This window comes from Candidatus Rubrimentiphilum sp., assembly GCA_035710515.1.
Taxonomy (GTDB): domain Bacteria; phylum Vulcanimicrobiota; class Vulcanimicrobiia; order Vulcanimicrobiales; family Vulcanimicrobiaceae; genus Rubrimentiphilum.
Window position 1 is genome coordinate 181620 of the sequence record DASTDE010000002.1, and the last position, 25769, is coordinate 207388.

Genomic DNA, 25769 nt, shown 5'->3' on the forward strand with positions numbered 1-25769 from the left:
GATTGGGTACTTATGGACGAGGAGAGTGATCGCATGCACGACGCACGCAATGTCGCCCCCATCGAGCGGTGTCTCTCATTCGGCGCCGGCGTCCTGTTCGGCGGCGCAGCCGCCTACTTGCTCTACCGCGCCGTTACCGGCTATTGCGCTATCTACGCGGCGCTCGGCATTCGCAGGTTGTCCGATCGCGAGCCGCACAACCCAAACGCGAGCGTACCGTATGGAAGCGGCGTTCGCGTCGAAGAGACGGTCTTGATCGAATTGCCTGCGCGAGAACTCTACGCATTTTGGCGCCGGTTAGAGACGCTTCCGCAATTCATGAGTCATGTCAAAGAAGTCACCGTGCTAACACCGACGCGGTCGCGCTGGCGCGTTCGGGCGCCGGCCGGAAACCAATTGACCTGGGAAGCCGAAATCATCAACGACATCGCAGGCGAGCTGATCGGTTGGCGTTCCTTGCCCGGATCGGCGATCCATCACGCAGGCTCGGTTCATTTCGATCAGCGGGCCGGCGGGACGGAAGTGCGCGTCGAGCTCGAATACGCGCCGCCCGCGCGCTATATCGGCGCATCGCTGGCGCGAATCTTCGGCGAGAACCCGCAGAAACAGATCGCCGAAGATCTACGGCGTTTTAAATCAATCGCCGAACGCGGGGAAATCTGCGCGTCGTAGCGGGAACGGATCCCGCGCTGCTCTTCGAGTCGCCGCTCGATGTGCTGCGGGCGCGTACGCCGCAAGAGGCCTGGAACGCTCTCGCCCGCGCCGACAGCGCGCTGGCCGCAGGCTATTACGTCGCCGGATTTCTTTCATACGAGCTCGGCGCGGCGTGCGTTGGTCTACCGCGGCGGAATGCGACGGCTCCACTCCTTGCGCTCGGCATTTACGACAATGCGAGGCCTATCGTCTTGGCCGCGAGCGCGGACGATTTCGCGATGGGTCCGCCGCTGCCGCGCGTTTCGCGAGCGAAATACGGCGAGACGATCGACGCAATCACCTCAGCGATCCGCGACGGTGAGGTCTATCAAATCAACTATACGCTGCCGTTCGATTTTGCGTTCTCGGGCGAACCCTTCGACGTCTATTGCCGGCTGGCGTCGCGCTCCGGGGCGCAATATTGCGCGTATGTCGAAGACGAGGAGCGCGCGATTGTCTCGTTTTCGCCTGAGCTGTTCTTACGCTTTGAAGACGGGCGGCTCGTGACGAAACCGATGAAAGGCACCGCGCCGCTCGATGCGATCGACGAGCTGACGAACGAGAAAAACCGAGCGGAGCACCTGATGATCGTGGATTTATTGCGCAACGATCTGCATCGCATCTGCACCGGCGTCACCGTCGACGAGCTTTTCACGATCGAGCGCTACCCGACGTTCGGAACCATGACCTCAACCATCTCCGGCGCGCTTCCGGCCGGCGCGCCGCTGGCGGAGATCGTGCGAGCAACGTTTCCGTGCGGCAGTGTCACCGGGGCGCCGAAACGCGCGGCGATGGCGCACATCGCGCGCTTCGAACCGGACACGCGCGAGATCTATACGGGCAGCATAGGCTATCTGGCTCCTCAGCGCACGGGCTGGTGGAACGTCGCGATTCGCACGATGCAGATCGATCGCGCGAGCGGATCGGGCCGTTTGGATGCGGGCGGCGGAATTGTTTCCGATTCTGAAGCGGCGGACGAATGGAGCGAAGTCTTATTGAAAACCGCGTTCGTGCGTCCCGCGATCGAACCGTTCGCATGTTTGGAGACGCTGCGATGCGGTCCGGATCCGAGTCCAGCGGACGCGCACCTCAGCCGGTTGCGCGCGACCGCCGAGCGCTTCGCCATTCCGTTCGATGACACGGTCTTGCGCGAGCAGATTGACGCGTTGAATGCGCACCCGGCCTTGACCCTAGTGCGGATCAGGCTTGCACCGGACGGAAATGCCACTCTCGCGTCGGAACCGTTCGAAAGCGCCGGCGAATCCGCGCGCATTTGCATCGCTGAAGCGCGCGTGCGATCCAACGATGCAATGCTGGGTTTCAAGACATCGTGGCGTCCCGCCCATGACGCCGCGGCGGAAACTGCTCAACGGCTTGGATGCTTCGACGCACTGTTGCGCAACGAACGCGATGAGTTGACCGAAGGCTCGCGTACGAATCTCTTTGTTTGCATCGGGGGCGTACTCTACACGCCGCCGCTGCACTCCGGCGTGCTGCCCGGAATACTGCGCGGCGAACTGGTATCGAGCGGCCGTGCCGTCGAACGTGTGCTTCATGAACGCGATCTGCGCGACGCGGACGAGATCTTTGTCGGCAACTCCGCCCGCGGACTTTTGGAAGCCCATCTCGTGAGCGAGCCAAACCGTGTCTGAGGAGCTGTATCCGTACGTCCTTCAACCGAAACTCTCGCCTGCGATTTGGGGCGGCACCGACTTGGTCAAAGAGTTTGGGAAAGCCGGCGACGCACAAGTAAAGATCGGCGAGAGTTGGGAGTGCTGGGACGAAAACAAAGTTACGAACGGACCGCTGGCAGGACAGACGGTCGCGCAGTTGCGCGAAACGCTTGGTTCGAAACTGCTGGCTAACATCGATCCGCAGCGCATCTTTCCGATTCTCACCAAGATCATCGATGCATGCGACTCGCTCTCGGTGCAAGTTCATCCTGACGACGCCTACGCGCAGCGCGTTGAGCATCAGCCGAACGGGAAGACAGAGTGCTGGTATGTACTGCGCGCGGCGCCCGACGCGCAATTAGTTATGGGTTGGACGCGCGACACGTCGCGCGAAGAGTACGAACGGCGCGTCGCCGACGGCACGCTCGGCGAAATCTTGCGCCACGTGCCAATCAAAGCGGGCGATGCATTCTACATTCCGGCGGGGCTTCTGCATGCCATCGGCCCGGGCATCGTGATCTTCGAAACGCAGCAGGCCAGCGATCTCACGTATCGCATTTTCGATTGGAATCGACTCGGGCCGGACGGCAAGCCGCGCCCGCTGCACGTGCAGAAAGCCGCCGACGTGCTCGATTATAAGGAAGGCACCGCGAGCGCGCTCTCGGAGTTGGCCTATGCCTACGAAGGGTTCCAGCGCACGGCGTTAATCGCCGATGCGCACTTCGTGGTGGAGCGCGTCACCGCGACGGAGACGCCCGCCGCCATGGGGACGCATGACCGTCCGCTGATCGTCATGGCGCTCGAAGATCCGCTCGAACTCGCCTGCGAGGAAGGCGGCGCGCATCTCAACCCCTACCAAACTGCCCTCATTCCGGCAGCCGCACAGAGTGTCCGCATCTCCGGAGCCGACGCGGCATCGCCGTTCATGCTCGTTACGCCGCCCGCATCGCCCGAGGCAATAGTCAAACGTTTGCACGACGCCGGCGTTGCTCAGCCGGTGATCACGCAGTTCTTGTCACAATTTCGCTAAGAAAGCGCCGGCATATTCGCTTGAATGCGGCGGCGCAGCTCGTTGCCGGCCGTGAACGCGTCCTGCGGAACGAGCCTGCGCCGGTCGGGCTTGAGGCGGGCAATATCCCAGCGCTGCTCCGGACGCGTGCCGAAATACCCATCCCGAACAGCGGCTTCCGCGTGCGTCATAATATGCTCGGGATCAACCGGAACGTGATAATGAGCGGCAAGCTTCGCTCCGACCAGGCAAAGCGCATCGATCAGCTCTTCCGTTAACGGATACGGGCCGAAGTCGTCGGGTTTTGAGTCCTGCATCCCCATGACGGCGATCCCGAGCGCAAATGAGTTGCGCTTGCGCGTATGCTGGGCGTACGGCTCCTCAGGCGCGTCATAGACCGAGCGCATGTTCTCGCGGACGTCGTGCGTATTCACGACGATAATCTCGTTCGCATCGTTCAACGCGACACAAAAATGGTACGCGGGAAAAACCGAATGGTAGTCGTGCGCCGACCAGTGAATGTAGACGTTGTCGACGCGGCCGTGCGGCAAGTCGGCTTGCCACTCGCCGATGCGCCAGTTCGGGTAGTCCATAGCGTTAGCGGGATTGTTCGATCGAACCGGGCAAATCCGCTTTGCGATGATCCGCAATTCTTCTGCGCCCGCGCAGTGGCGCGGCGGCCTCGCTCCGGGACACGAGCGGCGCGACGGCGAGCTGATCGTGGGAGGCGTCAGCGCCGGCGAACTCGCCGCGGCCTACGGCACGCCGCTGCTCGCTATCGACTATGACGTCTTCGATGCGGCTATCGCGCGCTTTCTCGAAGCGTGCGCGCCGCACGGAATCGAGGTCGCGTACGCCGGAAAGGCGCTGCTGCTCGTCGCGCTAGCACGGCACCTGAAACACACGCCGCTGCATTTGGATGTTTGCTCGCTCGGCGAACTCGCGGCGGCCGAACGCGCCGGATTTCCGCCCGAGCGCATGAGCTTTCACGGTTGCGGAAAAACCACTGAGGAGTTGGATGCGGCCGCGGAGGGACGCGTTGCGCGCGTGATCGTCGACAACGGCGAGGAACTGCGCCGGCTGACGGCCCTCGGGAATTCGGCGCCGATCGCGGTTCTATTACGGATCAATCCGGGCATCGAAGCGCACACGCATGAGTTCGTTCGCACCGCCGGTGGTAAGACAAAGTTTGGCTTCGACCCGGACGGCCTCGCGGTTGCGATTCCGCTGCTAAGCGAATCGCCGGGCCTGCGTTATGAGGGATTGCACGCGCACATCGGATCGCAAATCTACGATCGGCATGCCTTCGTCGAAAACACGCAAGCCTTGATGGAACGCGCGGCCGTCGCCGCGGCAGCGGGTCTACAGAGCGAGCGGATCGTCGTCGGCGGCGGCTTTGGCGTGCAGATGCATCCCGATGATCGGAACGAGTTGAATTTGGAAGAGACGCTCGCTGCCGTTGCACAAGCCGTCAGCAAGGGCGCGAAGCGCTGGAATCTGCCGGAGCCGCGCATCGGAATCGAACCCGGGCGCTCGCTGATTGCCGAAGCGGGGACAACGCTTTATCGCGTCATGGCTGCAAAGCGCGAATTCGGCAAAGCGTTCGCCATCGTGGACGGCGGCGTCTATGAAAACCCGCGGCCCGCGTTATACGGCGCCTATCACCACGCGTACGCGGCTTCACGCGAAGGAACAAAAGACATCGACACCATTCTATGCGGACGCTCGTGCGAAAATGACGAACTCGGAGTTGCAAAACTGCCCGAAGACTTGAGCGAAGGGGAACTCGTCGCGATGTGCACGACCGGGGCCTATACGTATAGCATGGCCGGAAATTACAATCGCTTCCCGCGCCCCGCCGTTGTGGCGGTGCGCGCAGGCACGCATACGCTCATCGCCCGGCGCGAAACGGTTGAGGACGTCTTGCGAAATGATTGCGATGAGTAAGTGGGTGAGGCCTCGGCAGGCTCGGCCGTGGTTCGACAAGCTCACCATGACAGTTATGTCCGCCAGCCTCGTTTTTGCGCCACTGCCTGCAACGGCAGCCGATATGTCGTCCGTGACGACGCTTCCAAAGCCGGCGCCGGGCGGCATCGCTTGGAAACCGGCGCAGATCGCCGCGCTGAACCGCACCATTGAGAAGTTGCTGTCCGCACCGACGCTGCGCGGCGCACAAATAGGCCTTATTGTCGCCGACACCGTTCGCGGCTCCATGGTTTACTCGCAAAACCCCGATCAAGAGTTTATGCCGGCCTCCAATTTCAAACTGCTCGTGGGTTCGGCAGCGTTGAACGCGCTTGGGCCGAGTTTCAGCTACACAACAACGGTAACGGCGGATGCCGCGCCGCAAAACGGCACCATTACAGGCAACCTGTACCTGCGCGGCGGCGGCGACGCACTGCTGAGCGCTAAAGACCTTGACGATGCCGCAGCGGCTGTGGCGGCGCAAGGCGTCAAAGCGATAACGGGCGTCGTCGTCCCCGACCCTTCTCACTTTGACAGTCAGCGTTACGGCTTCGGCTGGTCCTGGGACGACCTTCCCTATTATTACGCGCCGGTGGTGAGTGCGCTGGAACTTGAAGACGGCATCGTGCACATCTACATGTCTCCGGGCGCCGCGCCCGGGGCGCCCGCGAATCTTCGGATTGTGCCGCAAACTGGTGCTTTTGCGATCCAGGACAACTTGATTACCGGTGCTGCCGGATCCAAAGACACATCGGAGATCGTCCGGCCGTGGTATGCACCAACAAGGATTGAAATTACCGGCAGCTATCCCCTCGACGCTAAGGAATCGGGTGACATCCATCCAAGCGTTCCAGATCCTACGAAGTACGCTGCCGACGTTTTCGCCGGTGCTTTACGGTCTCATGGCATATCCGTGAACGGAACGATGATTGTTGACGGTGATGGCAGGGTTGTAGCCGGCACGACGCTGTTGTGGACACACCAATCCGAGCCGCTGCCGCAACTGCTTGCGGATTTTTGGTATCCGAGCGACAACTTGATGGGCGAAATGCTCTTGAAAGAACTTGGCGTTCACTTTAAAGGCGAACCCGGCTCCGACGAAAACGGCGCGATGTTCGAACGGCAGTGGCTGACGTCGCTCGGCGTGGACCCGGCCACCGTCAGCATTTCAGATGGCTCGGGCCTCTCGCAATACGATCGGATCACACCGCGCGACTTTTTGAAGATTCTCCAAAGCGACTGGAACGGCCCCAATCGAGACGTCGTGCTGAACGCATTGCCCGTCGCCGGCGTACGTGGTTCACTGCGGAGTTCGTACAAAGGGACGGCCGCGGAAAAAGTGGTCTTTGCAAAGACCGGCAGTATCAACCACGTGCGCACGATCTCCGGGTTCATTCAAACCAAGACGCACGGACCGGTCACGTTTTCGTTCTTGATCAACCAGTGGATGGGCGAAGGGCAGCCGAACGGGGCCGCCGACCTTGCAAAAGTGCGCGGCGCGATTCTCGCCGCGATCGCGTCGCAGTAACGCATGCTCGGCGCACACTTCGAAAGCGAGATCCGCGAGCAGCCCGACGTCTGGCGCGCGATCGCAAAATCCGGCAAAGCGCAAACCCTGGCACATGCGATTCGCGACCGGGACGTGGTACTGCTCGGGAGCGGCAGCTCGCTGTACATGGCGCAGCTGGGCGCGCTCGCGCTGCGACGGCGCGGCATCCGCGCGCACGCGCTGGCCGCCACCGAAGCGCCGCTGGATAACGTCGCCTATCGCAACGCCGCTGTGATCGCATGCTCGCAGAGCGGCAGATCGGCCGATCTGCTCGCCGCGCTGGATGTGCTCCAACCCAAAGATTTGATCGCGCTGACGAATACGGCCGACTCGGAGCTTGCAAGGCGCGCAAATCTGACCATCGACCTCGGTGCAGGTCCCGAGATCGCCGTTCCGGCCAGCAAGAGCGTCACCGCGACGGCCGCGATTCTGCTGTGGGCAGCGGGTTTGATCGCTGAAACGCATTCGCGCAACGCCGACAGCCTGACCGAGACCGCCGAGGACGTTCGCAGCTGGCTCGACGGCACCGGAGTCGAGGAAGTTCACGAGGCCGCACAGCGTATCGCCCGGCGCCGCAGCGTCGTCATCGTGGCGGCCGGCTACGGGATCCCCATCGCCAACGAGTTCGCGCTGAAATTAAAGGAAGCCAGCTACATCCACGCCGAGGGTTTTTCGGCCGGCGAGTTCCGCCACGGGAGTGCGGCAATGCTCGACGCGACCTGCGCGCTCATCGGCATCGTGGACGACGTCGCCCGGAATATCGTCAACGGTCCGATGATGGAGGCGGCCCAAGCCGAAAGCCTGCGCTACGTTATCGGCGGACACATCGGCGACATTCCGCTGCTCGGTCCGGTCGTCGGAGAGGCCTTCAATACGCTCGCGTGGCTTGTCGCGGCGCAGATGATCGCGCTGCACGTCGGCCGCGCGCGCTACGTGGAGAGCGACGCTCCGCGCGGCCTCGCTAAGACTCTCGTATGACTAGATGCCGCACGAGTTGCCCGCATCTACGATTTCGTTGGAAAAAGCCATCTCTTGCAGTTTTAGCTCCCTGACCACGTCCGACACGTTGCCGGTGCGGGCCAGGTCGTGCACTGTCTGCTGCGAAGGCGCGTCCGCATCACTCGCGTCACGCGAGTGGGCTAGCGCTGACGATAGCCCGAGTATCGTGTCGCGCAGGAGCGCTTTGAAGGACGCGGCGTCGTTTGCATACTTGGCCTGGCCGGCATTATCGGAGTAGATCGAAGCAAATTCGGTGTAACGGCCGGCGAGAGCACGCTGCAAATCCATCAGATTTTGCAGCCGATCGCGCATTGCATCGACATTTGGGAAGGCGCCTTTCGGATATTGTGCCCAAGAGTCGCGCATGACCTTATCCTCAAGCGTGAGGTTTTGGTCGATATCATAGGCGATCTGGCCAACCTTCATCGCGGTCAGCGTCCCGGTAGGCGTATAGATGGCGGCGTCGTCAAGCTCGGAGCTAAGCGTCTCCATATCCTGTACTCCGGCTGATGTAACTCCTCGAACGCTTTCAAAGTATTTCAGCACCGAATGGTTGATAGCTGCAAAGGCTTCGTCATTGCGGCGAGTCACAAAGCCGATTGGTATGGCCATCGTGCGAACCGACGAACAAAACGTGTTCGATCTGACATGGATGATCACTTTGAGCGGTTCGCTTGGCTTCGGTGAAGGCGTGGCCGCCACGACCGCCGCGAGAACAATTGCCATCATACGTTCTCACGTATTCGGCGGAATCGCGCGTGTTCGCTCCTTGCACTGCTCGCCGAACAAGCCCGCCCTGGGTTCGAGAGCCGTCCATAGCCGAGGACGCCCTTGCGGATCGAGGCAGGAGCGCTCTTGGTTTTAATCATAATTGAACGTCCAGCGGACGAGCGTGACTTCACGCCGGTCGCTTTAATATTATCTTGGGGTCCACGGCCGGGATGCATCAGGGCGCACCGCTCGCGGCTCCGGTGGAGAAAAACACGCAATGATACAGATCAAAGGTCATCTGCGCCACTTGGCAGTCGGGCTGGCGACACTCGTGGCTGTGTCGTTCATATCGCCGAGCCTGGCGCTGGCGCAATCGGTAACGACAGGCACCATCAGCGGTACTGTCACAAACGCAACCACGGGCGCTCCTATCGCAAACGCTTCGGTGACGGCTTCATCGCCTAGCGGAAGGCAGACGACAAAGAGCGACGCCAACGGTTTCTACGTTTTACAAAATCTTCTGCCGGATACATATACCGTGTCGATTCAGGCAGGCGGATTTGAATCGCAAAGCATGCCGGGCGTTACGGTCGTTCAATCGCTTACCGTAACGGAAAATATTCGTATGGCGGCTTCGTTAAGAACAATCGCCAGCGTAACGTCCCGAGCCGCCGGTTCGCTTGTAAAACCCGACACGACTTCCGATACCTATACGGTTACCGGCGACCAGCTAAGCGCGATCTCGCTCGGTAACGATACGCATAAGACCTTGTATCAATATATCGCTACTATCCCAGGTATCACGGGAAGCGGCTTTCCGGCGCAGCCCCGCGTACACGGCGGTTCGGCGGCGGATATTTCTTACCAGTTCGACGGTATCCCGATTAACGATCAAATGTCCGGGCTCTTCACCACGAACCTGTCGAACGTCGGCATCGGCAGCATCCTGGTTTCCACCGGAGGTCTGCCGGCTTCGCAGGCGGCTTCCGGGATAGGCTTCATCAACACGGTTGTGAAGTCGGGAACCTATCCGCCTTTCGGCACCTTCACATACGGCTCCACGCCCCAGTACCGGAACATGTACTACACCGCCGAGTTTGGCGGCGCAACGCCTAACCACAAGCTGTCATGGTTTCTCTCGGCCGACATGACGAACGCCTTGAACCAATACACATCCGGGCAAACCTATCCGCTCGTCCTAATCGAGCAGCAAAATGGTCCGGGTGTGGTCAAGACTGCCGACTTTATCGGCAACTTCCATTGGCGGCCCAATGACAGAAACGACATCCAGTTTCTCATTCAAAATGGATTGGGAGACTTTGACTGGGGCTACTTGATGCAACGAGCGCCGGGCGAACCGCAGCCGTTGACCGTCAATATGTGCCCTGGTGCCGTAGCCGTCGGCGACGGAAGCGGATCTCCGACGTACACCGGTGGCCAAGGTGGAACAGCGCCCAATGGTCAGTCCTGCCCGGAAGGCCTCTACTTCGGTTCGGCCGCCAGCCAGAACGCGGGCGGCAATTATTGGCACCACTACAGCGGCATCGGCAAATTACAATGGAACCATATCATCAACGATCATTCCTCACTCCAGTTCCGTTTAGCGGAAAACTATAATCAGTACGTCTTCGATCAACCCATCGCCGACGCCAACTTGCCGCAGTTCCAAAACAATGCAAACGTTGATGTGAACGGCGGTTGCCCCAAATATCCCTACGCGGCGGGAACCCCTGTGCTCTATCCCGGCGCTCCGGGCACGACGCCGACCATCCCCGGCACCTACACACCCAATCCGAAGATCGCATGTATGCAGCTCGCGAATTGGGTGAGCACCGGCTACTGGGAGGACCGCTCATCCAACCTGTATTCCGGCTCGATTGTCTACGACAACTCGCTCAACGCTAACTCAGCCATCGAGCTGGGCGTCGGCGACGACTACAGCAACAACCGCTACACCAATTACTTTGATGGATGGTTCAACCCGGTCGGCACGTGGAACTCAATCTGGCCGGCGCTGCTGTACGACTCCTCGTACCCGACGCATACGCCCTACGCGTACGCACAAGGTGACTTTCAGGTCGGAAAATGGAAGCTAAGCCCGGGCCTCCGCTGGACCTCGCGTCATTACAGCTACCCGATTGGAAGCGGCGGCACGTCCACGGCACTCAACCCGACGTTTGCGTTTAATTACCAAATGGGGCGCAACGACGTCATTATCGGTTCCATTACGACGTCCACCTCGCTGGTGGCGTCGGCGTATGTCTATCGCTACGTGCCGCAAAGCATGCTCAACGGTCCCGTCAATGTTCCGGGAACGGCGGCTTTTGCGGCCAACTACTATTGCAACCAGTACAACACGTCGCAGTGCGGAGCTTCGCCGCAGGCTACGTTGACGCATAGCTACAATCTGATGTGGGAACATCAGATCGATCCAAATACGTCGATTAAGTTCGGCCCGTACTACAACGTGGCGAGCAACATCTTGGTAGACTTCCGTCCATACCAGCTCGATACAACTGTCAACCCACCCCTATGGCGGCCGATCTTGACTCAGCCGAGCAGCGTTTCCAACACCGGTATTCGTAAGGGCTTTGGATTCGAGCTGGGGCTGAACCACATTGATAAGCGTGACGTCGGCACTTCGTACTGGATCGCTGCTACGTACGTGAACTTCTGGACAAACACAGTCTCGTCGCTCACGACGCCGTACGGCAGCATTCAACTGCCGCCGTCAACTACGGGCGTCTTGTTCCGTTCGTCGCTGAACCCGCCGTGGAGCGGCTCAGTTACCGCGGACCTGCACGAGCACGGATTGCACCTCATTCCGCAAGTGTATCTGCAGAGTGCGGTGACATTCTACACCGGGACAATTCCTTCGGGAAGTACCACCGGCTCGAACAACGGCCAAATTACGGCCGTACCGAATCGGACGCCCGGTTGGGGCATAGTGAATGCTACTCTTCTTAAGGAAATCGGACCGAACCGGTCTTGGGACATCGGTATTCAGGCGAGCAATCTCCTGAACAATAACCGGTCGATTACGCCGACGTGCACTCCCACCGCCCTCCCGGCCGCGGGCCTCGGCCTCGGTTGCGGAGCTCTTCGTCCGGTCGGCGCGACTTCAGTGGCGCCGGGCGCAGTCGCGGGCCAGAGCTCGTACCTCACGATCAATCAATCGTCTCCTCTGATTCTGTTCTTCCTCTCGAGGAAGTTCTGACCGCAGAGCAGGCAAGGTAACCCAAAGGCGGTACACTTATGTGTACCGCCTTTATCTTTTCACGCCGCCAATATCGTAGAAAGTCCGCCATACATGCATCTCGCGCTCCCGATCTTCATTGGATTGCTACAGGCGCAAACAGCTCCGGCCGCCGCGCCTTCACCCATGCCGACCGGGCCGATCTATTTCGGCAACCCGGCGGCGAAATTAACCGTCGTTCCGCGGCCGCTCGGATTCGATGCCGACGGGAACGCGCAGTGGCTGCTCGTCGCGCGCTTCCTCGATGCGCAAGGAAAAGTAACGCGCATCATGGGAGGCAGCGACCTCGACTGGCTTTCGCATGACGGCTACGTGCAGTGGCAGACGCGCTTACGTTTCGGACAGCCCGCCGCAGTCTTGAAGACGCACCACGACGGTCCACTGACGATTGTTGTTCGCACCAATACGCCGAAGCTGGGAAGCGTAACCCTTTCGACAGATACGCGCACGTGGCGCGGACCGCGAGTCGTAGCGCAAGCGCTCGGACCGCATCTCATTCAAATCGGCTGGTTTCCGCAAGAGAACACGCTTGCGCGCGTCGTTCGCGTCGACCGTTTTGGACGGCGGGCGACTTTGGCGGTCATCGCCGGCCCGAGTTCCACCTATCGCGACGCCTCGGTCGCTGCCGGCGAACGATACCGCTACATCCTTTACCGCGCCGATCATGCGCCGGTAAAGCTTCGGGCGGTCTCGCCGCCCGATCCGCCGGCTACGTCCGTGAAGGCAGCTTCGGGCAAAGCGATGTGGCTCTACTTCACGGCAAATCCGATCGACCCGCTGTACTACAAGCACCTCGATCCACAAGCAATCGTCGACCAAGCGGTACGCGCGGGCTTGCATTACGTCGAGTTGCGCACCGCGTACGGCGCGTATTGGGAGATCACTCCTGAAGCCAAACCGACGATCGATGCAATCGTCGACGGCTTGGCCGCGCACGGCATCGGCACGATCGGCTGGACCGTTCCGCGCGACACCACCTTTGAGGATCTCCAAGCCGGCGTTCGCAACGCCTACTACCGCACCGCGAAAGGTACGCGCTTTACCGGACTGGCGATCGATCTCGAGCGCGGCGACGAATTCATGGGCGGCGATCCGCAAAAACTCGACGCGCTATGGCGTTACATGCAGTACCTGCGCGAAGCGATGGGCCCGAAGTACTTGCTGGTCGCGACCGTCGAGGATCCGTACTTCGAACATCTCGACAATCGCAAATATCCGTTTCGTCAAATCGCGAACTACAGTGACGTGCTGCAGCCGATGGCGTACTGGCGCATGATGCGGCGCACACCCACCACGGCGGCGCAAGTAAAAGAATTGCTGCAAGCCTCCTACGACAAGTTGCTGCACGAGAGCGGGCGCACGCTGCCCGTGAGCATCGGTGGACAGACCTCGCCCGAGGGGCGCAATGGACCTCCGCCCGCCGACGAAATCGCGGCTTCGCTCGATGCCGCCAAGGCAGCCGGCGCAATCGGCGAGTGTTTCTTCGATTGGAACGGCACGCAGCCGTATCAGTGGGATGCCCTGGCCGCGTACCGCTGGTGAATCCGATGGCTGCCGGGAAACGTTTATAAGGATGATGAGCACAGCAATCGCGACCTTTGCGGCGGGCTGCTTCTGGGGCGTCGAAGCGGCGTTCCGCCAGATTCCGGGCGTCCTCGAGGCGACGAGCGGCTACACCGGCGGCAAAGCGGCCAATCCGAGCTACCAGGACGTCTGCACGGGCCGCACCGGCCACGCCGAAGCGGTTCAAGTGACCTACGATCCGGCGCAAGTTTCATACGAGCGTTTGCTCGATGCGTTCTGGCAGATTCACGACCCGACCACGCCCAACCGTCAGGGCCCCGACGTCGGCACCCAGTATCGCTCGGCAATCTTCACGCACGATGCTGAGCAACAGCGGCTGGCCGAAGAGTCGCGCACAAAAGAACAAGCTCATCAGAGCAAGCCGATCGTTACGGAGATCGTCTCCGCGACGGAGTTTTATCCGGCCGAAGAGTACCATCAGCGCTACTTTGAAAAGAACGGCGGTGCCGCATGTCACATCGCATTTTGACCCGCGGCGCGTTCGCTGCGAGCCTCGCGTCGGCAATCGGCGCGTTCGCGCTGATGCGCGGCGCACGAGCAAGTGATGGCTACGCAGTTACGCACAGCGATGCGGAGTGGCGGCAAATTCTCGGGCCGGCGCGGTATGAGATTTTGCGACAGGGCGGCACCGAGCCGCCCGGCAGCAGCGCGCTGAACAACGAACATCGTTCCGGCATCTATCACTGCGCGGGCTGCGATCTCTCGCTCTTCTCTTCGAAGACGAAGTATGACGCGGGCGAGGGTTGGCCGAGCTTTTATACCGTTTTGCCGAACGCAACGCGCACTAAAGCCGACTACGAGCTTCTTGAACCGCGCACCGAAGTGCACTGCAAGCGTTGCGGCGGGCATCTCGGGCATATCTTCAACGACGGCCCGCAGCCGACAGGCTTGCGCTATTGCATCGACGGTTTGGCGTTAAAGTTCGCGCCGGGGCGCGCGGCCTAAGTTTACAACGCGCCTTTGTTGGCGCGCGCCATCACGTCGTTAAGCGTGAGGATTTCGATCTTCTCCGACTCGCGAATGTACGAGCGAAACTCTTCGGAGAGATAGAAGTCAACTAAACCGGCGGTAAAACCGCTCCCGCCGACGACGATGTACGCTTTATCGTAGGCCGGATTCTCACGCAGCGCGTGCAGCAGCTTGATGACTTCATAGGGAACTTTTTCTTCGGCGCTGCCGGCGGTCTGCTGCCACTTGAGCGAGACCAGAAACTTCGACCCGTTGGGCCGCATGCCGACGAGATCCGCGCGGTGTTTTCCGCCGCCCGGCTTCGTTCCGACAACCACTTGTTTTTCGACCGCGTAACTGTTGTTGAGCAGCACGGCTTCCACGCCCGCCTCGAGCGTCGAGCCCGTTTTCGTGCCGATGCTGCCCGGGAAAAGCATTAGAGGTTCCGCATCGCCAGCATCTCGCGCGCATCGTCACGATTGCCGTCGCAACTGATCCGCCGCGGCGCATACAGAATGCGCACGGTGAATCCGAGTTTTTTGTAGAGGTCCACGATGCGTTTGGTTGCGGCCTGGTTCGACGCGACAACAGGACCGGGGTGCGCCGCCAAACGTTTTGCCAGCCGCTGCTGGTCGCGCCAGTGAAAGCCGCCGGCCGAATACGAGGTGAACTCGACGTCATAGGGCGGATCGGCGTAGATGAAGTCATCGGGACGAATATCGATCGCTTCGAAGTCACCTTCGGTGAATTCGTACCGTGAGAGCGTCGGACGGTACTCCGAGAAATCCTTACGATACGCGATTTGTTTGTAACGCCCGAACGGTACGTTAAAAAATCCGCGCGCGTTGAACCGGCAGAGCCCATTGTAACCGGTGCGATTCAAGTAATAAAACAGCGCGGCGGCTTCCGCCGTCTCGCCTTCGCCATTGCGAATCAATTCGTTGAAGCGCGAGCGATTGTGGGCGTAGACCGCGCGGTCGTTTTTCAGGCTGACGCCGGTTTCGCGCAGATCTAAACCGCGCTGCAGCCAGCGATAGAACGAGATCAGGTGCGGGTTCACGTCATTCAGGAGCGCCCGGCGGGGGAGCAGTCCCAGCGTGACCGCCATGCCGCCTGCAAACGGCTCCACGAGGCGGCGGCTCCGGTGGGGGTCCCAAAGTTCGAGGAGATGCGGCACGAGCCAGCGCTTCCCGCCGGCCCACTTTAAGGGCGGCGAAAGCGCCTCGGAGATCACTTCCTCGACGGCGACGGCCATGCGCCCATCATTGCGCGGCCGGGTGCCACCTGCCTGTCACTGTGCGGCGGGCGTTCGGGCGCTTTTTCGGCTAGTGATCGCGAAAATTGCTGACTTCGTCCATCGTCGGGTCGAGCCGCAGGTCTTCCACCGCATACCCGCGCTCTTCGTGTCCCGTCGGCGTGGAAATCCGCACGATAATCTGGTGCGGATGCACCTCTTTCACCGTGCCCTCTTCCTTGGTCGCGTCCACGAACACCCTATCGCCTGCTTTTAACATCTTGCTGGTCCTCCACGATATATATAGCGCATGATTCAGCGTTGCCCTAGCGCAGCATGGAAACTCGTACGCCCGCAGGGTCGTTGGTCGCAAGGGAGAACGAGATTCGGCCGCGCCGACGTAGCTCAGTTGGTAGAGCAGCCGCTTCGTAAGCGGCAGGTCCGGGGTTCAAGTCCCCGCGTCGGCTCCATGTGAAAACGCAACGCGATACGTGTTGCGTTTTTATTGTGCCATACAGGTGGCACTTCCAAGAACGATAATTAGATCCATGAGAATATCTACGAGGAAGATTATTACTTGTAGGCGGAACGGCTGTGATAATCTTGTCGGCAGAAATGCGTTCATCTACTGCTCTAACAAATGTTGCGCTGCCTTTCACCACGAAGAGTATGTCCGCCGCTGGCTTTCGGGTGAGATCGACGGCACGACAACGAGCTTTGACAAACCTTCCGGTCACATAAGAACGTACATGATCGCAACGTATGGAGAAAAGTGCTGCGTGTGCGGATGGAACGAACGTAATCCGCATACCGGGCGCATCCCGATTCACATCGACCATATCGACGGAAATGCACGGAATAACCGGCCTGAAAACCTTCGTTTCCTCTGTCCCAACCACCACGCCCTTACGGAAACGTATGGCAATGCCAATGTGGGCAACGGGCGTAAGGGTCGGCGAGCGCGCTATGTCAAGGGGTTACATTTTTCGCCGCTCATTCTTCCGAAACGGCTACTACGAACTACGGTCGATAGCGAAAGCGCTGAATGTATGACGCGGTTGTAGTCGTGCTGCCCGGAGGGCGCACACCCCACACGGCCCAAATATCGCCGGTCTTCGGATCGATAGCCACGGTATGCAATCCCGGCGAAACGTCGAGCGTACCGATAATCGTCGGCGGTCCATTCTGGTTGATTTTTAAAAGTGTTATTCCGCTACCCGCGCATGCCATGAGCTGCCGCGAAGCGTCGAGATCGCATTGGTCGACGCGGGACGGATAGTCCATCGTCCACAAAAGCTTCCCGGCGCTGGAATATCCCGACATCTTCTTGTTCGCGCCGGCCACGAGCAACAAATCGAACGGCGCATCATACTGCAGCGGATGATTGTTCGTAATCTCCGGCGTCGCGATCGTGCGCGAAACCGTCATCGTCTTCGGGTCGACGACGACTATTTCGCTATCGGTGGCAATATTCTGATAGACCTCGTGCGTCGAAGGATTGACCTGCAAGTATTCCGGCTTGTGGCCGGGCAGCGCGATGGTGCCGATTTGCTTGAACGTCTTGGCGTCGATGACGAAAATCTGCGTGCCGTTGTCTTCGTCCCCGTAAATTCTCGCATTCTGCGGATCGTATGCGATCGCGTCAATGGCACCCGACACGGCGACTCGCTGGACTTCTTTGAGCGTCACCGGATCGACCTCGGAGATGGCCTTCGCGTCGCCGTCACCGACGTACACGTGTCCCGTCGCAACGTTTGGCGCCGAGCCGGCCGCCCCGCCGACCTGCACGGTGCCCACAATCGTACCTTTATCGGCGTCCACGATGAGAAGCACCGCGCCGTGCGCCGCATAGACGCGGCGTGCGGTCGCATCGACGGTCACATAGTCGAAACCGCCCGGCGGCGTGACGCTGATTGGTGGAGCTGCGGCAACGATCGGCATTCTCTACTCCTCGTGTGAAAGGGCCGGGCCCCTGCTTTTCGAAGACGCATGTGCGCGCCCTTCATTTTTCATCGCCATGGTATTTTTTAGATGGCTCTCGATACTCTTGACCGCACTGGCGCTTCTCGCGCCGGCGATACAAGCGCGCCCGGCCTTCGGCGCCGAGACGACCTCCGATTTTAGCGACGAGCTGCACCTCGAGCACTACAGCGTGCGCTTGGACGGCGTCGTCGTTGACCCCGACGCCACCCTTTATCGCGCCGACGATCACACGATTTACGTTTCATCGGTCCAGCTCGACGCCTGGAAGCTCAAGCGCCCATTAAAACCCGCGTTCGATCGCGACGGCCAATCCTACTACGGCCTGCAAACCGACTTGACGCTGGCAACGTCGTTCGACCGCGACACGCACGAACTTGACATCGTCGCCCGCAGATCTGCCTTCATCGGGCAGCCGAGCACGGAATTGCCGCCGATCTCGCCGGGCACCGGCCTCTTCATGAACTATTTTCTCTCGCGTGAAAACGGCAGTTACGATTTCTTTTCCGCGGCCGGCAACGGCGTCTTCGAACAACGCTACCTGAGCACGACGGGTGATGATGGCCTGGAATTCCATCGCTCGCGCACGCGCTGGTTTCGTCTCAATCCTGCCAACCACACGGTCCTGCAACTCGGCGACGGCACGATCGACGGCGGTTGGATCGGACAGAGCGCACCGTTCGGCGGCGTGCACTTTGCTTCGGACTATACGAGCGATCCGACGTACGTGCAGAATGGTCCGCCGACCGTTTCCGGCGTTGCCGCTTCGCCATCGCAGCTCGAAGTGTTCGTTGACAACGTCTTAGAGCTGCGGCGCGACGTGCCGCAAGGACCGTTTACGGTTCGCGATCTGCCGTCGTCGGCCGCTCACTCCGACATCGTCATGGTGCTCACGGATGAAAACGGAAAGAAAACGTTCCAAGTCGCGCGACCCTCGTACAATCCGGATTTCCTCGGCAGGGGCATGACGACGTTCAGCGCGGACGCCGGGCTCGCGCACTCCAACGTCGATCTCAAGGGCAGTTATTACCGCGGCGGCGTATTTTCCGGAACCGTTCGATACGGCATAACCAGCCGCATAACCGGTGAATTTCACGCCGAGGACATCGTCGGCGAGAATTTTGCCGACATCGGAGCAGATTTCTCGTTAACCGGCGACGACACGTTCGAATTCCGCATCGGGGACGGCAACAAACGCCGGGCCAGTCAAGTCGAGTATAATATGCGCCGGCGGGGATTCCGGTTTCGCGAGCAGCTTACGCTCAACTCGCTGCAGACCGAGCCGTTCTTCGGCGAAGACTTCGGCGACACGATCGCTCAAATCAGCGAATCCAGCGAGCTTGGCATTGACGTTAACCGCAACGTCTCGCTCAGCTTACGCCTCGATCGCAGCCGCGAGAATACCGGGTTCATGTCGTCCATGCTGTCGGCTAAAACGCGTTATCGCAACCGGGCTTTGACGCTGGAAGTCACCCCGCTCTATGACTTCGTGCGACGCCGGATGAGCGCAAATCTGACCCTGACATTTCGCGTGAGCCCCGACGAACGGCTGGTCGAGCGGACGGCCGTCACGGCGCAAGGGCAAAAGAGCGCGTCCATCGAGTACCGCAAGGATTCCGTCGACCCTTCGGATCCGATCTCGCTGGCCGCCAAAATCACGGCGAGCCGGTCGCAAGATCGCCGTTTTTACATCAACTACGAGATGCCGTGGTCGGCCGCCAGTTTTAACTTCCAGCAATTGAACGGCAGGAGCATCTACGAGCCGGAGATCTCCGGCGCGCTTGCATTTGCCGGAGGCCGGCTCTATACGCTGCGCACGGTCGGCGATAGCGAGTCTTTCGGCGTGTTGCATATTCCCGGTCTACGAAATGTACGAGTGTCGGTCAATTCCTCAGACGTCGGCCGGACGAACTCACACGGCGATCTCGTGCTGCGCGACTTGGCGCCATTTCGCGACAACGCCATCGGAGTCTCGACCGAAGACATACCGCTCGACGTGAACATCGTCGACCCAAAGCACGTCGTTCCGGCGCGCAGCTCGCCACTCTCGCTGACAATCCCAATCGCTTCGCGCGGCGGGTTCACGCTCACTGCCCTCGACGAGCGCGGTTCCCCGCTCGACCCGGGCGGCAGTCTTCAAAGCACTAACGGCAGCTATCCAATCGGCTACAACGGCCGAACGTACATTGCCGGATTAGCTCCGGGTCCGCAACGCTTGACGGGCAGCGTCAACGGGATGCCGTGCACGATCGCGATTACCGTGCCGTCAAATGTCGATCAGATTCCCGATCTCGGCCGGCAGACTTGCCGCTTATAGACGGAAGTTGCAAAACGATTGACAACGGTTGTTCCTTGCCGTCGAAGCACTCAGTAGGGCTATGAATCCGTCGATACGGCTCCTTGGCAATCCAACAGTTGCGCGTTGAGTGCTCATACACAAACATCCTGACGTGTCCGTCTCTGTCGGTCACGCCCTGGCCGATGTTAATACGACCGGAAAACATCATCCGGACCTCGACGACCGCGCCTCTCGCGGGCTGGCCGCGCTGAATGACGGTCACCTGAATGCGGGGGTTCGCGGCGCGCGCGTTAACCGAGACGAACATCGCGAGGCAAAGCAAACCTAGAACGATTGCCAAAGAACGCTTCATACTCGCGCCTTGGCGGTCGGTTGAATACCCCCTGCGCATCGATTGCAGGCCTCCAGCTCCCGTGAGCAAAGCTGCCCTATCCGGAGGGATTCGTTATGAATTTCACGCGTTTCGTCATGGCCGCCGCTTTTGCGCTTATCTGCTTGCCGATTATGGTGGCAGCTTCGAGCACGCACTGGGTAACCGTCACCGTGATGCACGACGGCAAGCCGTTCTACAACGCCGTCGTCACCGTTATCGACACGGAACCGCCGCCCGAGAATTTTACCGGATCGACAAGACCTGATGGTACGTACAAGTTCGCGATCTGGCCGAATGCGAAAGGCGAGATCTGCATACACGCAAAGTCACGAAAAGCTCCCTGGCTCCAGAGCGACGCGGACTGCATATATGCGCCTTATCCGCCGGCTATCCGGCTAACACTGCACCCGGTTTAGGACTCGGCGTCGTGGAACGTCCCGCGCTTGGCGCTCGCGTCGAGTTCCAAATCGTCTAGAAAATAATAGACGATCTTCTTATCGTCGAAGCCGACTTTCGCGAGCTCGCGACCGTTGAGCGTCACGACCTCGTGGATGTGACCGGTCTTGCCCGCGTAGGCATAGTTCACCGTGCCGTAGTTCGCATCACCCGGCTTGGGATGCGGCGTTGCCTTTACGCCTCGAAGCGGGGTGTTGTGACGGTGCATTAGAACCGTCCGTTTCTATGGAACACGCCACAATCATTGAGTATCGCGGCAAACGGCCGAAGGTCGACCCGTCCGCTTTTTTGGCGCCGACTGCCGTGCTGATCGGCGACGTTGAAGTCGGCCCCGAATCGAGCATTTGGTTCGGCGCGGTCCTGCGCGGCGACAATGGGCCGATCCGCGTGGGAGCGCGCACGTCGATTCAAGATAACTGCGTCGTGCATGTCAGCGAAGGCGGACGCACGCACATCGATGACGACGTCACTGTGGGACACGCCGCGGTGATGGAAGACTGTCACATAAAATCGCGCGCGCTGATCGGCAGTAACGCCGTTGTGCTCACGGGCGCGACGGTCGGCGAGCGCTCGCTGGTGGCGGCGGGAAGCGTCGTCGGCGAACAATCGCAGATCCCCGACGGCGTATTGGCCGCGGGCTCGCCCGCCAAGGTCAAGAAGCAACTGGACGGTGAGTCTGCTAAGTGGATTGAGATTAGCGCGCAGGAGTATGTAAAGCTTTCGCGCTCCTACCTCGCGGAAAACATCGGCAAGAGCACAGGACCATAGGCTTGCCACGTTATCCGGCGGTCATCGAGGGTAGGGACAAAGCATGGCTGACCATCTCTTTGAACCAAACGGCGACCGCAAGCGGCGGCTCTCCGGCCTCATCCTAACGCGCAGCCCATCCAGTCACGGCGAGATTCACGAAGAAAACATCGCTGAACGAGACGTGGACGATCGCAAACGCGACGAGACCCAAGTCGAACGGGGCGATACGAGCGAGGTTGACCAGGAGGGTTAACCGAAGATTAAGGCGTGCAGATCAATGATCTGACGATCCGCGCCGCAACGGTGAACGGCTCGGGTAGTCAATCCGCGAATTTGGTTTTGGCCAACGCAATCTTCCGCCTCGGCATTCCCGTCGCACCAAAAAACGTTTTCCCCTCGAACATCGAGGGCTTGCCGACATGGTTCGACGTGCGGGTTTCCCCGCAAGGCTACCAATGTCGCAGCCGCGAGATAGATATTCTCGTTGCGCTCAACCCCGTTACGTGGCACGCGGACGTGCCGGACGTCAAGCCCGGCGGCGCGATAATTTATGAAGAGAGCTATGCCGTCACCGGCGTGACGCAGCGCAACGACGTCGTCTACTACCCTGTGCCGTTCGCCAAAATGGCAAAAGAACAAATCCCCGATGCGGCGCTGCGCAAGTACCTCACGAACATGATTTACGTCGGCGCGCTGGCGGAATTGTTGGGCATCGGCGAAGAGACGATCGAAGCGGCGCTGCGCGCGCAGTTCAAGCGCAAGCTGAGCGCAGTCGACACCAACATGAATGCGGTGCGCCTCGGCATGAACTACGTCCGCGAGAATTTGCCGAAGACCGACCCGTACAAGCTCGAACCCATGACCGGCCTCACTGAAGGCTTGATATTAATGGAAGGCAACACCGCCGCGGCACTCGGCTGCGTGATGGCCGGCTGTACTGTGGCGGCGTGGTATCCGATCACGCCTTCGTCCTCATTGTGCGAATCGTTCATTCAGTATTGCGACCGCTATCGCGTTGATGCAACGACGGGCGAACGCAAAGCCGCCGTTCTGCAGGCCGAAGACGAACTTGCGGCAATCGGCATGGTCTTCGGCGCTACTTGGGCGGGCGCGCGTGCGATGACCTCGACGTCCGGTCCGGGCCTCTCCCTGATGGCCGAATTCGCGGGCCTAGGTTATTACGCGGAACTTCCGGGCGTTATCTTCGACATTCAGCGCGCCGGGCCGTCGACCGGTTTGCCGACGCGCACGATGCAAGGCGACGTTGCATTTGCGTACACGCTATCGCACGGTGACACGAAGCACATCGTGCTTCTGCCCGCCACCGCGATTGAAGCATACGAGTTTGCCGCACAGGCATTCGATTTGTCGGATCGCTTTCAGACGCCCGTCTTTGTCCTAAGCGATCTTGACCTCGGTATGAATCTTTGGATGACCGAGCCGCTGGCGTATCCGGAGCGTGGTTTCGATCGCGGGAAAGTCCTAAGCGCTGCCGACCTCGAGGCCGCGCAATCATGGGGCCGCTATCGCGACGTGGATTCGGACGGCATTCCGTATCGCACGCTGCCCGGAACCAATCATCCGAACGCGGGATTCTTTACGCGCGGTTCGGGCCACAACGAAACGGCGCACTATTCGGAAGATCCCAACGTCTATCGCAACAACCTCGACCGCCTGAACCGCAAGTTCGAAACGGCGCGCGGCGCGGTGCCGAAACCCGTGGTCGAGGAAAGCGGCAAACCGACCGCGCTCATCGCCTACGGCACGTCACATCACGCGGTTGTCGAAGCGCGCGACCGCCTGCACGCGGCCGGAGTCGAAACCGATTACTTGCGCGTGCGGGCATTGCCGTTCACGCCGGAGGTCTTTGAGTTCATCGAACGGCACGAGCGCGTCTACGTCGTGGAACAAAACCGCGACGGCCAACTGTATGGCTTGCTACGAGCCGAACTGCCGGCTCGTTCCATCGAACGCTTAAAGTCGATTCGTCACTACAACGGCGTGCCGATCGACGCGTCGGCCATCATCGATCCCTTGATGCAACTCGAACAAACGGAGCTCGTACCGGCATGACCAGCGGCGCACCTCCAGCCAACGTAAATTCTGCCGGCCTCACGCGCGAGGTCTATAAAGGGCTGGCCAGTACGCTCTGCGCGGGCTGCGGACACAATTCGATCACCAATCATTTGATCAAAGCGCTGTACGAGTACGGCGTCGAGCCGCACAAACTCGCGAAGATGAGCGGCATCGGCTGCTCCTCGAAGACGCCCGCCTACTTCGTCGAACGCGCGCACGGTTTCAACGGCGTGCACGGGCGCATGCCCTCGCTCGCCACCGGCGCGAAGATCGCCAACCGCGAGCTCATGGTGCTCGGGATTAGCGGCGACGGCGATACCGCCAGCATCGGACTCGGCCAGTACTGCCACATGATCCGCCGCAACGTCGATTGCACCTATATTATCGAAGACAACGGCTGTTACGGCCTAACGAAGGGGCAGTTCTCGGCGACCGCCGATCGCGGATCCGTCTTGAAGAAAGGCCAAGTCAACGAATTCGAGACCATCGACGTCTGCGGACTGGCCATCGAACTCGGCGCAACGTTCGTGGCGCGCTCGTTTTCGGGCGACGGCAAACAGCTCATACCCTTGCTGCAGGCGGCCTTTTCACACCGCGGCACGGCCGTGCTCGACATTATCAGCCCGTGCGTAACGTTCAACGACCACGAAGGCTCGACGAAGAGCTATTCGTATGTTAAAGAACACCACGCGATCTTGCACACGCCCGACTACATCGTCGGCGGTCAAGAGATTACGGTTGACTACGAACCCGGCACGGTGCAGGAAGTGGAGTTCGATGACGGCTCGCGCATCTTGCTCCGCAAAGTCGAGATAGACTACGATCCGACCGACAGCGTCGCAGCGCTCACCATGTTGCATGAAGGCCGGGGCCGCGGCGAACTCGTCACGGGGCTTTTGTACATCAACGTGAAAGCGCACGACCTCGCGGCACGTGAGAACCTTCCGCAGAAGCCGCTGGCGCAACTGAACGAAAACGAGCTTCGGATTTCGCGCGAAGACTGGTCGAAGCTCATGGAGTCGTTCAAATGAAACGAGCCGTGGCGCTCCTCGCACTGACCGCGTTCGCTTTTCTGGCGATCCCGGCTTCTGCCGCGACGGAACGGATTTTCGTGCTGACGCACAACGGCACGGCGGACCCCGCAACGATAGAACTCATCGGCAGCGATCGCACGATCGAGGAGTTCGAGCTAGAGCCCAACCGTGGCGACCAACGCCTGGTTACGCTTGGCACTCCCGTCAAAATCAAGTTCTTTGGCAAGTGCACGCCACGCCCAATCGTCGAGAGCGTCACGATCAACAACAGTAAGACGACCCTGATGATTTACGTGCAGCATAATTGCACGCTGCAAATCAACACGCACCAAAAATAAAGTTACTTGTAGTCTACATACTCAACGGCCGGCAGGTCCCGTACGTGGATAGCGGCAGCGTCAATATATCCGCTGCAGTGCGGCTCTTTGCTCAAAAACCACAATCCGTTGTTGGGGCCGTGCAGCAGCATGAGATGCTGATCGATGCAAGGTAGGCGATATCGGGTTACGCCACCGGCTTCCGTGACGCGCAGAATCGTAGGCCAAGCGCTGCTCTGAACCCAGGCCGTCCCGTCGGGGGCAACGAGGAACGCTTTAACATCTACGGCGTAGGCGCCCCCTCCGTTCGAACCGGCGCTATCTACGTTGCGAACTATTACGCGGCGGTTGAGAAAGAGCTCTTCGAGCCAAGCAGCTGAGCCGGCACCTCTAACTGAGAGCACACCAGGATCGACCCACGTAAACTCGTGCAGTTTACCAGCTGCGTCGATGAAACCGTAGTGCAAGTGATCCGCCTCGCTAAACCAAACCGCGGTCGTGCTTCGGGAGATCGCCTGGATTGGTGATTGCAGTCTTATCTGCTCCAGGTTTCCGTTCGCCGTCATATGGCCGAGGAACGGTAAGTCTTTCATACTGAACCAGACGTCGTCGTTGAGCCCAGAAGAGAGGACTTCCGACTGAGCTTTGATGGTTTGAGTCGCAAGAGATGTCCCGTCGAATCTCGTTGCGGTCAAAAGGCTAGAATTGCTTTCAAACGTCAGGCACCAAGCGATTGCACCGGTGATGGCGGTCCTTTGACAGGTCCCGTCAGCGGAAATAATTTGAGACCATGTTCCAGCGTGACGAAGCCGGAGCGAATGCGTCGAGAGTATGACAAGGTCGTTGCCGGCCGTAAGAACCTG

At 60.0% G+C, this 25769-nt stretch carries 26 protein-coding genes and 1 tRNA gene; 19 read left to right on the forward strand and 8 right to left on the reverse strand.

What is annotated here, in order from left to right; genetic code table 11:
• The first annotated feature begins 12 nt into the window (after nucleotides 1-12).
• From VFO29_07140 to VFO29_07150, 3 genes are read left to right on the forward strand one after another with little or no spacing between them, the layout of a single operon-like run.
• Nucleotides 13-672, forward strand: a complete 660-nt coding sequence (locus tag VFO29_07140) for an SRPBCC family protein (GenBank protein HET9393274.1) — start codon at nucleotides 13-15, stop codon at nucleotides 670-672.
• A 41-nt stretch (nucleotides 673-713) separates the two neighbouring features.
• Nucleotides 714-2345, forward strand: a complete 1632-nt coding sequence (locus tag VFO29_07145) for a chorismate-binding protein (GenBank protein HET9393275.1) — start codon at nucleotides 714-716, stop codon at nucleotides 2343-2345.
• Nucleotides 2338-3396 carry a type I phosphomannose isomerase catalytic subunit gene (locus VFO29_07150; protein ID HET9393276.1) on the forward strand — a complete coding sequence of 353 codons (1059 nt, stop codon included), beginning with the start codon at nucleotides 2338-2340 and terminating at the stop codon, nucleotides 3394-3396. The genes VFO29_07145 and VFO29_07150 overlap by 8 nt, the downstream gene beginning before the upstream one ends.
• Here the strand turns inward: VFO29_07150 and VFO29_07155 are convergent.
• The gene (locus VFO29_07155; protein ID HET9393277.1) at nucleotides 3393-4025 is read right to left on the reverse strand and encodes an N-acetylmuramoyl-L-alanine amidase; all 633 of its coding nucleotides are present in this window, start codon (nucleotides 4023-4025) and stop codon (nucleotides 3393-3395) included. The genes VFO29_07150 and VFO29_07155 overlap by 4 nt on opposite strands.
• Between VFO29_07155 and lysA the strand changes: the two genes are divergently transcribed.
• Genes lysA through VFO29_07170 form a run of 3 tightly spaced genes read left to right on the forward strand, consistent with a single transcriptional unit; the run spans nucleotide 4015 to nucleotide 7867 of the window.
• A complete protein-coding gene (gene lysA, locus VFO29_07160; protein ID HET9393278.1) occupies nucleotides 4015-5322 on the forward strand; it encodes a diaminopimelate decarboxylase in 1308 nt (435 codons plus the stop codon). The two genes, VFO29_07155 and lysA, sit on opposite strands and share 11 nt — an antisense overlap.
• A gap of 46 nt (nucleotides 5323-5368) precedes the next feature.
• Nucleotides 5369-6868: a D-alanyl-D-alanine carboxypeptidase/D-alanyl-D-alanine-endopeptidase gene (dacB, locus tag VFO29_07165; GenBank protein ID HET9393279.1), complete on the forward strand. Its 1500-nt coding sequence runs from the start codon at nucleotides 5369-5371 to the stop codon at nucleotides 6866-6868.
• Between the two features lie 3 nt (nucleotides 6869-6871).
• Complete coding sequence (locus VFO29_07170; GenBank protein HET9393280.1) at nucleotides 6872-7867, forward strand: SIS domain-containing protein; 996 nt, start codon at nucleotides 6872-6874, stop codon at nucleotides 7865-7867.
• On the opposite strand, the gene VFO29_07175 is transcribed toward VFO29_07170, so the two are convergent.
• Nucleotides 7868-8617 (reverse strand): hypothetical protein, encoded by a 750-nt coding sequence (locus VFO29_07175; protein ID HET9393281.1) that lies wholly within the window; start codon nucleotides 8615-8617, stop codon nucleotides 7868-7870.
• Nucleotides 8618-8876: 259 nt separating this feature from the next.
• Here VFO29_07175 and VFO29_07180 point away from each other — a divergent pair, with 259 nt between their 5' ends.
• The 4 genes from VFO29_07180 (at nucleotide 8877) to msrB (ending at nucleotide 14384) form a co-directional block, all read left to right on the forward strand.
• Nucleotides 8877-11816 carry a carboxypeptidase regulatory-like domain-containing protein gene (locus tag VFO29_07180; GenBank protein ID HET9393282.1) on the forward strand — a complete coding sequence of 980 codons (2940 nt, stop codon included), beginning with the start codon at nucleotides 8877-8879 and terminating at the stop codon, nucleotides 11814-11816.
• Nucleotides 11817-11909: 93 nt separating this feature from the next.
• Nucleotides 11910-13397 (forward strand): hypothetical protein, encoded by a 1488-nt coding sequence (locus VFO29_07185; protein ID HET9393283.1) that lies wholly within the window; start codon nucleotides 11910-11912, stop codon nucleotides 13395-13397.
• Between the two features lie 31 nt (nucleotides 13398-13428).
• Entirely contained in the window at nucleotides 13429-13908 is a 480-nt protein-coding gene (gene msrA, locus VFO29_07190; GenBank protein ID HET9393284.1) for a peptide-methionine (S)-S-oxide reductase MsrA, read from the forward strand.
• Complete coding sequence (gene msrB, locus VFO29_07195) at nucleotides 13890-14384, forward strand: peptide-methionine (R)-S-oxide reductase MsrB (protein ID HET9393285.1); 495 nt, start codon at nucleotides 13890-13892, stop codon at nucleotides 14382-14384. Before msrA ends, msrB begins: the two co-directional genes overlap by 19 nt.
• A gap of 2 nt (nucleotides 14385-14386) precedes the next feature.
• Here msrB and VFO29_07200 read toward each other — a convergent pair whose 3' ends face one another.
• The 3 genes from VFO29_07200 to VFO29_07210 form a co-directional block, all read right to left on the reverse strand.
• Entirely contained in the window at nucleotides 14387-14824 is a 438-nt protein-coding gene (locus VFO29_07200) for a PD-(D/E)XK nuclease superfamily protein (protein HET9393286.1), read from the reverse strand.
• The gene (locus tag VFO29_07205) at nucleotides 14824-15642 is read right to left on the reverse strand and encodes a Dam family site-specific DNA-(adenine-N6)-methyltransferase (protein ID HET9393287.1); all 819 of its coding nucleotides are present in this window, start codon (nucleotides 15640-15642) and stop codon (nucleotides 14824-14826) included. The genes VFO29_07200 and VFO29_07205 overlap by 1 nt, the downstream gene beginning before the upstream one ends.
• A gap of 70 nt (nucleotides 15643-15712) precedes the next feature.
• Nucleotides 15713-15874, reverse strand: a complete 162-nt coding sequence (locus tag VFO29_07210; protein HET9393288.1) for a hypothetical protein — start codon at nucleotides 15872-15874, stop codon at nucleotides 15713-15715.
• A 141-nt stretch (nucleotides 15875-16015) separates the two neighbouring features.
• Between VFO29_07210 and VFO29_07215 the strand changes: the two genes are divergently transcribed.
• Nucleotides 16016-16091 (forward strand) — tRNA-Thr (locus VFO29_07215).
• 550 nt (nucleotides 16092-16641) lie between these two features.
• Here the strand turns inward: VFO29_07215 and VFO29_07220 are convergent.
• Nucleotides 16642-17562: a hypothetical protein gene (locus VFO29_07220; GenBank protein ID HET9393289.1), complete on the reverse strand. Its 921-nt coding sequence runs from the start codon at nucleotides 17560-17562 to the stop codon at nucleotides 16642-16644.
• On the opposite strand from VFO29_07220, the gene VFO29_07225 reads away from it, so the two are divergent.
• The 3 genes from VFO29_07225 to VFO29_07235 all read left to right on the forward strand — a co-directional run bounded on the left by VFO29_07225 (nucleotide 17525) and on the right by VFO29_07235 (nucleotide 20689).
• The gene (locus VFO29_07225; GenBank protein ID HET9393290.1) at nucleotides 17525-19918 is read left to right on the forward strand and encodes a fimbria/pilus outer membrane usher protein; all 2394 of its coding nucleotides are present in this window, start codon (nucleotides 17525-17527) and stop codon (nucleotides 19916-19918) included. The genes VFO29_07220 and VFO29_07225 overlap by 38 nt on opposite strands.
• A gap of 133 nt (nucleotides 19919-20051) precedes the next feature.
• Nucleotides 20052-20228 carry a hypothetical protein gene (locus VFO29_07230; GenBank protein ID HET9393291.1) on the forward strand — a complete coding sequence of 59 codons (177 nt, stop codon included), beginning with the start codon at nucleotides 20052-20054 and terminating at the stop codon, nucleotides 20226-20228.
• 119 nt (nucleotides 20229-20347) lie between these two features.
• Nucleotides 20348-20689, forward strand: coding sequence for a hypothetical protein (locus tag VFO29_07235; GenBank protein ID HET9393292.1), 342 nt, complete (start codon nucleotides 20348-20350; stop codon nucleotides 20687-20689).
• On the opposite strand, the gene VFO29_07240 is transcribed toward VFO29_07235, so the two are convergent.
• Nucleotides 20686-20937: a hypothetical protein gene (locus VFO29_07240; GenBank protein HET9393293.1), complete on the reverse strand. Its 252-nt coding sequence runs from the start codon at nucleotides 20935-20937 to the stop codon at nucleotides 20686-20688. The genes VFO29_07235 and VFO29_07240 overlap by 4 nt on opposite strands.
• A gap of 17 nt (nucleotides 20938-20954) precedes the next feature.
• On the opposite strand from VFO29_07240, the gene VFO29_07245 reads away from it, so the two are divergent.
• From VFO29_07245 to VFO29_07265, 5 genes are read left to right on the forward strand one after another with little or no spacing between them, the layout of a single operon-like run.
• Nucleotides 20955-21497 (forward strand): gamma carbonic anhydrase family protein, encoded by a 543-nt coding sequence (locus VFO29_07245; GenBank protein HET9393294.1) that lies wholly within the window; start codon nucleotides 20955-20957, stop codon nucleotides 21495-21497.
• A 43-nt stretch (nucleotides 21498-21540) separates the two neighbouring features.
• Nucleotides 21541-21732: a hypothetical protein gene (locus VFO29_07250; protein HET9393295.1), complete on the forward strand. Its 192-nt coding sequence runs from the start codon at nucleotides 21541-21543 to the stop codon at nucleotides 21730-21732.
• Between the two features lie 14 nt (nucleotides 21733-21746).
• Nucleotides 21747-23552, forward strand: coding sequence for a 2-oxoacid:acceptor oxidoreductase subunit alpha (locus VFO29_07255; protein ID HET9393296.1), 1806 nt, complete (start codon nucleotides 21747-21749; stop codon nucleotides 23550-23552).
• On the forward strand, nucleotides 23549-24586 hold the full coding sequence (locus VFO29_07260) for a 2-oxoacid:ferredoxin oxidoreductase subunit beta (GenBank protein ID HET9393297.1): 1038 nt from the start codon (nucleotides 23549-23551) through the stop codon (nucleotides 24584-24586). The genes VFO29_07255 and VFO29_07260 overlap by 4 nt, the downstream gene beginning before the upstream one ends.
• On the forward strand, nucleotides 24583-24927 hold the full coding sequence (locus VFO29_07265; GenBank protein HET9393298.1) for a hypothetical protein: 345 nt from the start codon (nucleotides 24583-24585) through the stop codon (nucleotides 24925-24927). Before VFO29_07260 ends, VFO29_07265 begins: the two co-directional genes overlap by 4 nt.
• A gap of 2 nt (nucleotides 24928-24929) precedes the next feature.
• Here VFO29_07265 and VFO29_07270 read toward each other — a convergent pair whose 3' ends face one another.
• Nucleotides 24930-25499: a hypothetical protein gene (locus VFO29_07270; protein HET9393299.1), complete on the reverse strand. Its 570-nt coding sequence runs from the start codon at nucleotides 25497-25499 to the stop codon at nucleotides 24930-24932.
• Between the last annotated feature and the right edge of the window lie 270 nt (nucleotides 25500-25769).

Excerpts from the sequence above, each read along its gene's own strand:
- VFO29_07140 (HET9393274.1), top strand. The coding sequence starts at position 13 with ATGGACGAGGAGAGTGATCGCATGCACGACGCACGCAATGTCGCCCCC.
- lysA (HET9393278.1), top strand. The coding sequence starts at position 4,015 with ATGATCCGCAATTCTTCTGCGCCCGCGCAGTGGCGCGGCGGCCTCGCT.
- dacB (HET9393279.1), top strand. The coding sequence starts at position 5,369 with ATGACAGTTATGTCCGCCAGCCTCGTTTTTGCGCCACTGCCTGCAACG.
- VFO29_07170 (HET9393280.1), top strand. The coding sequence starts at position 6,872 with ATGCTCGGCGCACACTTCGAAAGCGAGATCCGCGAGCAGCCCGACGTC.
- VFO29_07175 (HET9393281.1), bottom strand. The coding sequence starts at position 8,617 with ATGATGGCAATTGTTCTCGCGGCGGTCGTGGCGGCCACGCCTTCACCG.
- VFO29_07180 (HET9393282.1), top strand. The coding sequence starts at position 8,877 with ATGATACAGATCAAAGGTCATCTGCGCCACTTGGCAGTCGGGCTGGCG.
- VFO29_07185 (HET9393283.1), top strand. The coding sequence starts at position 11,910 with ATGCATCTCGCGCTCCCGATCTTCATTGGATTGCTACAGGCGCAAACA.
- msrA (HET9393284.1), top strand. The coding sequence starts at position 13,429 with ATGATGAGCACAGCAATCGCGACCTTTGCGGCGGGCTGCTTCTGGGGC.
- msrB (HET9393285.1), top strand. The coding sequence starts at position 13,890 with ATGTCACATCGCATTTTGACCCGCGGCGCGTTCGCTGCGAGCCTCGCG.
- VFO29_07200 (HET9393286.1), bottom strand. The coding sequence starts at position 14,824 with ATGCTTTTCCCGGGCAGCATCGGCACGAAAACGGGCTCGACGCTCGAG.
- VFO29_07205 (HET9393287.1), bottom strand. The coding sequence starts at position 15,642 with ATGGCCGTCGCCGTCGAGGAAGTGATCTCCGAGGCGCTTTCGCCGCCC.
- VFO29_07220 (HET9393289.1), bottom strand. The coding sequence starts at position 17,562 with ATGCCGATCGTTGCCGCAGCTCCACCAATCAGCGTCACGCCGCCGGGC.
- VFO29_07235 (HET9393292.1), top strand. The coding sequence starts at position 20,348 with ATGAATTTCACGCGTTTCGTCATGGCCGCCGCTTTTGCGCTTATCTGC.
- VFO29_07240 (HET9393293.1), bottom strand. The coding sequence starts at position 20,937 with ATGCACCGTCACAACACCCCGCTTCGAGGCGTAAAGGCAACGCCGCAT.
- VFO29_07245 (HET9393294.1), top strand. The coding sequence starts at position 20,955 with ATGGAACACGCCACAATCATTGAGTATCGCGGCAAACGGCCGAAGGTC.
- VFO29_07250 (HET9393295.1), top strand. The coding sequence starts at position 21,541 with ATGGCTGACCATCTCTTTGAACCAAACGGCGACCGCAAGCGGCGGCTC.
- VFO29_07260 (HET9393297.1), top strand. The coding sequence starts at position 23,549 with ATGACCAGCGGCGCACCTCCAGCCAACGTAAATTCTGCCGGCCTCACG.
- VFO29_07265 (HET9393298.1), top strand. The coding sequence starts at position 24,583 with ATGAAACGAGCCGTGGCGCTCCTCGCACTGACCGCGTTCGCTTTTCTG.
- VFO29_07270 (HET9393299.1), bottom strand. The coding sequence starts at position 25,499 with ATGAAAGACTTACCGTTCCTCGGCCATATGACGGCGAACGGAAACCTG.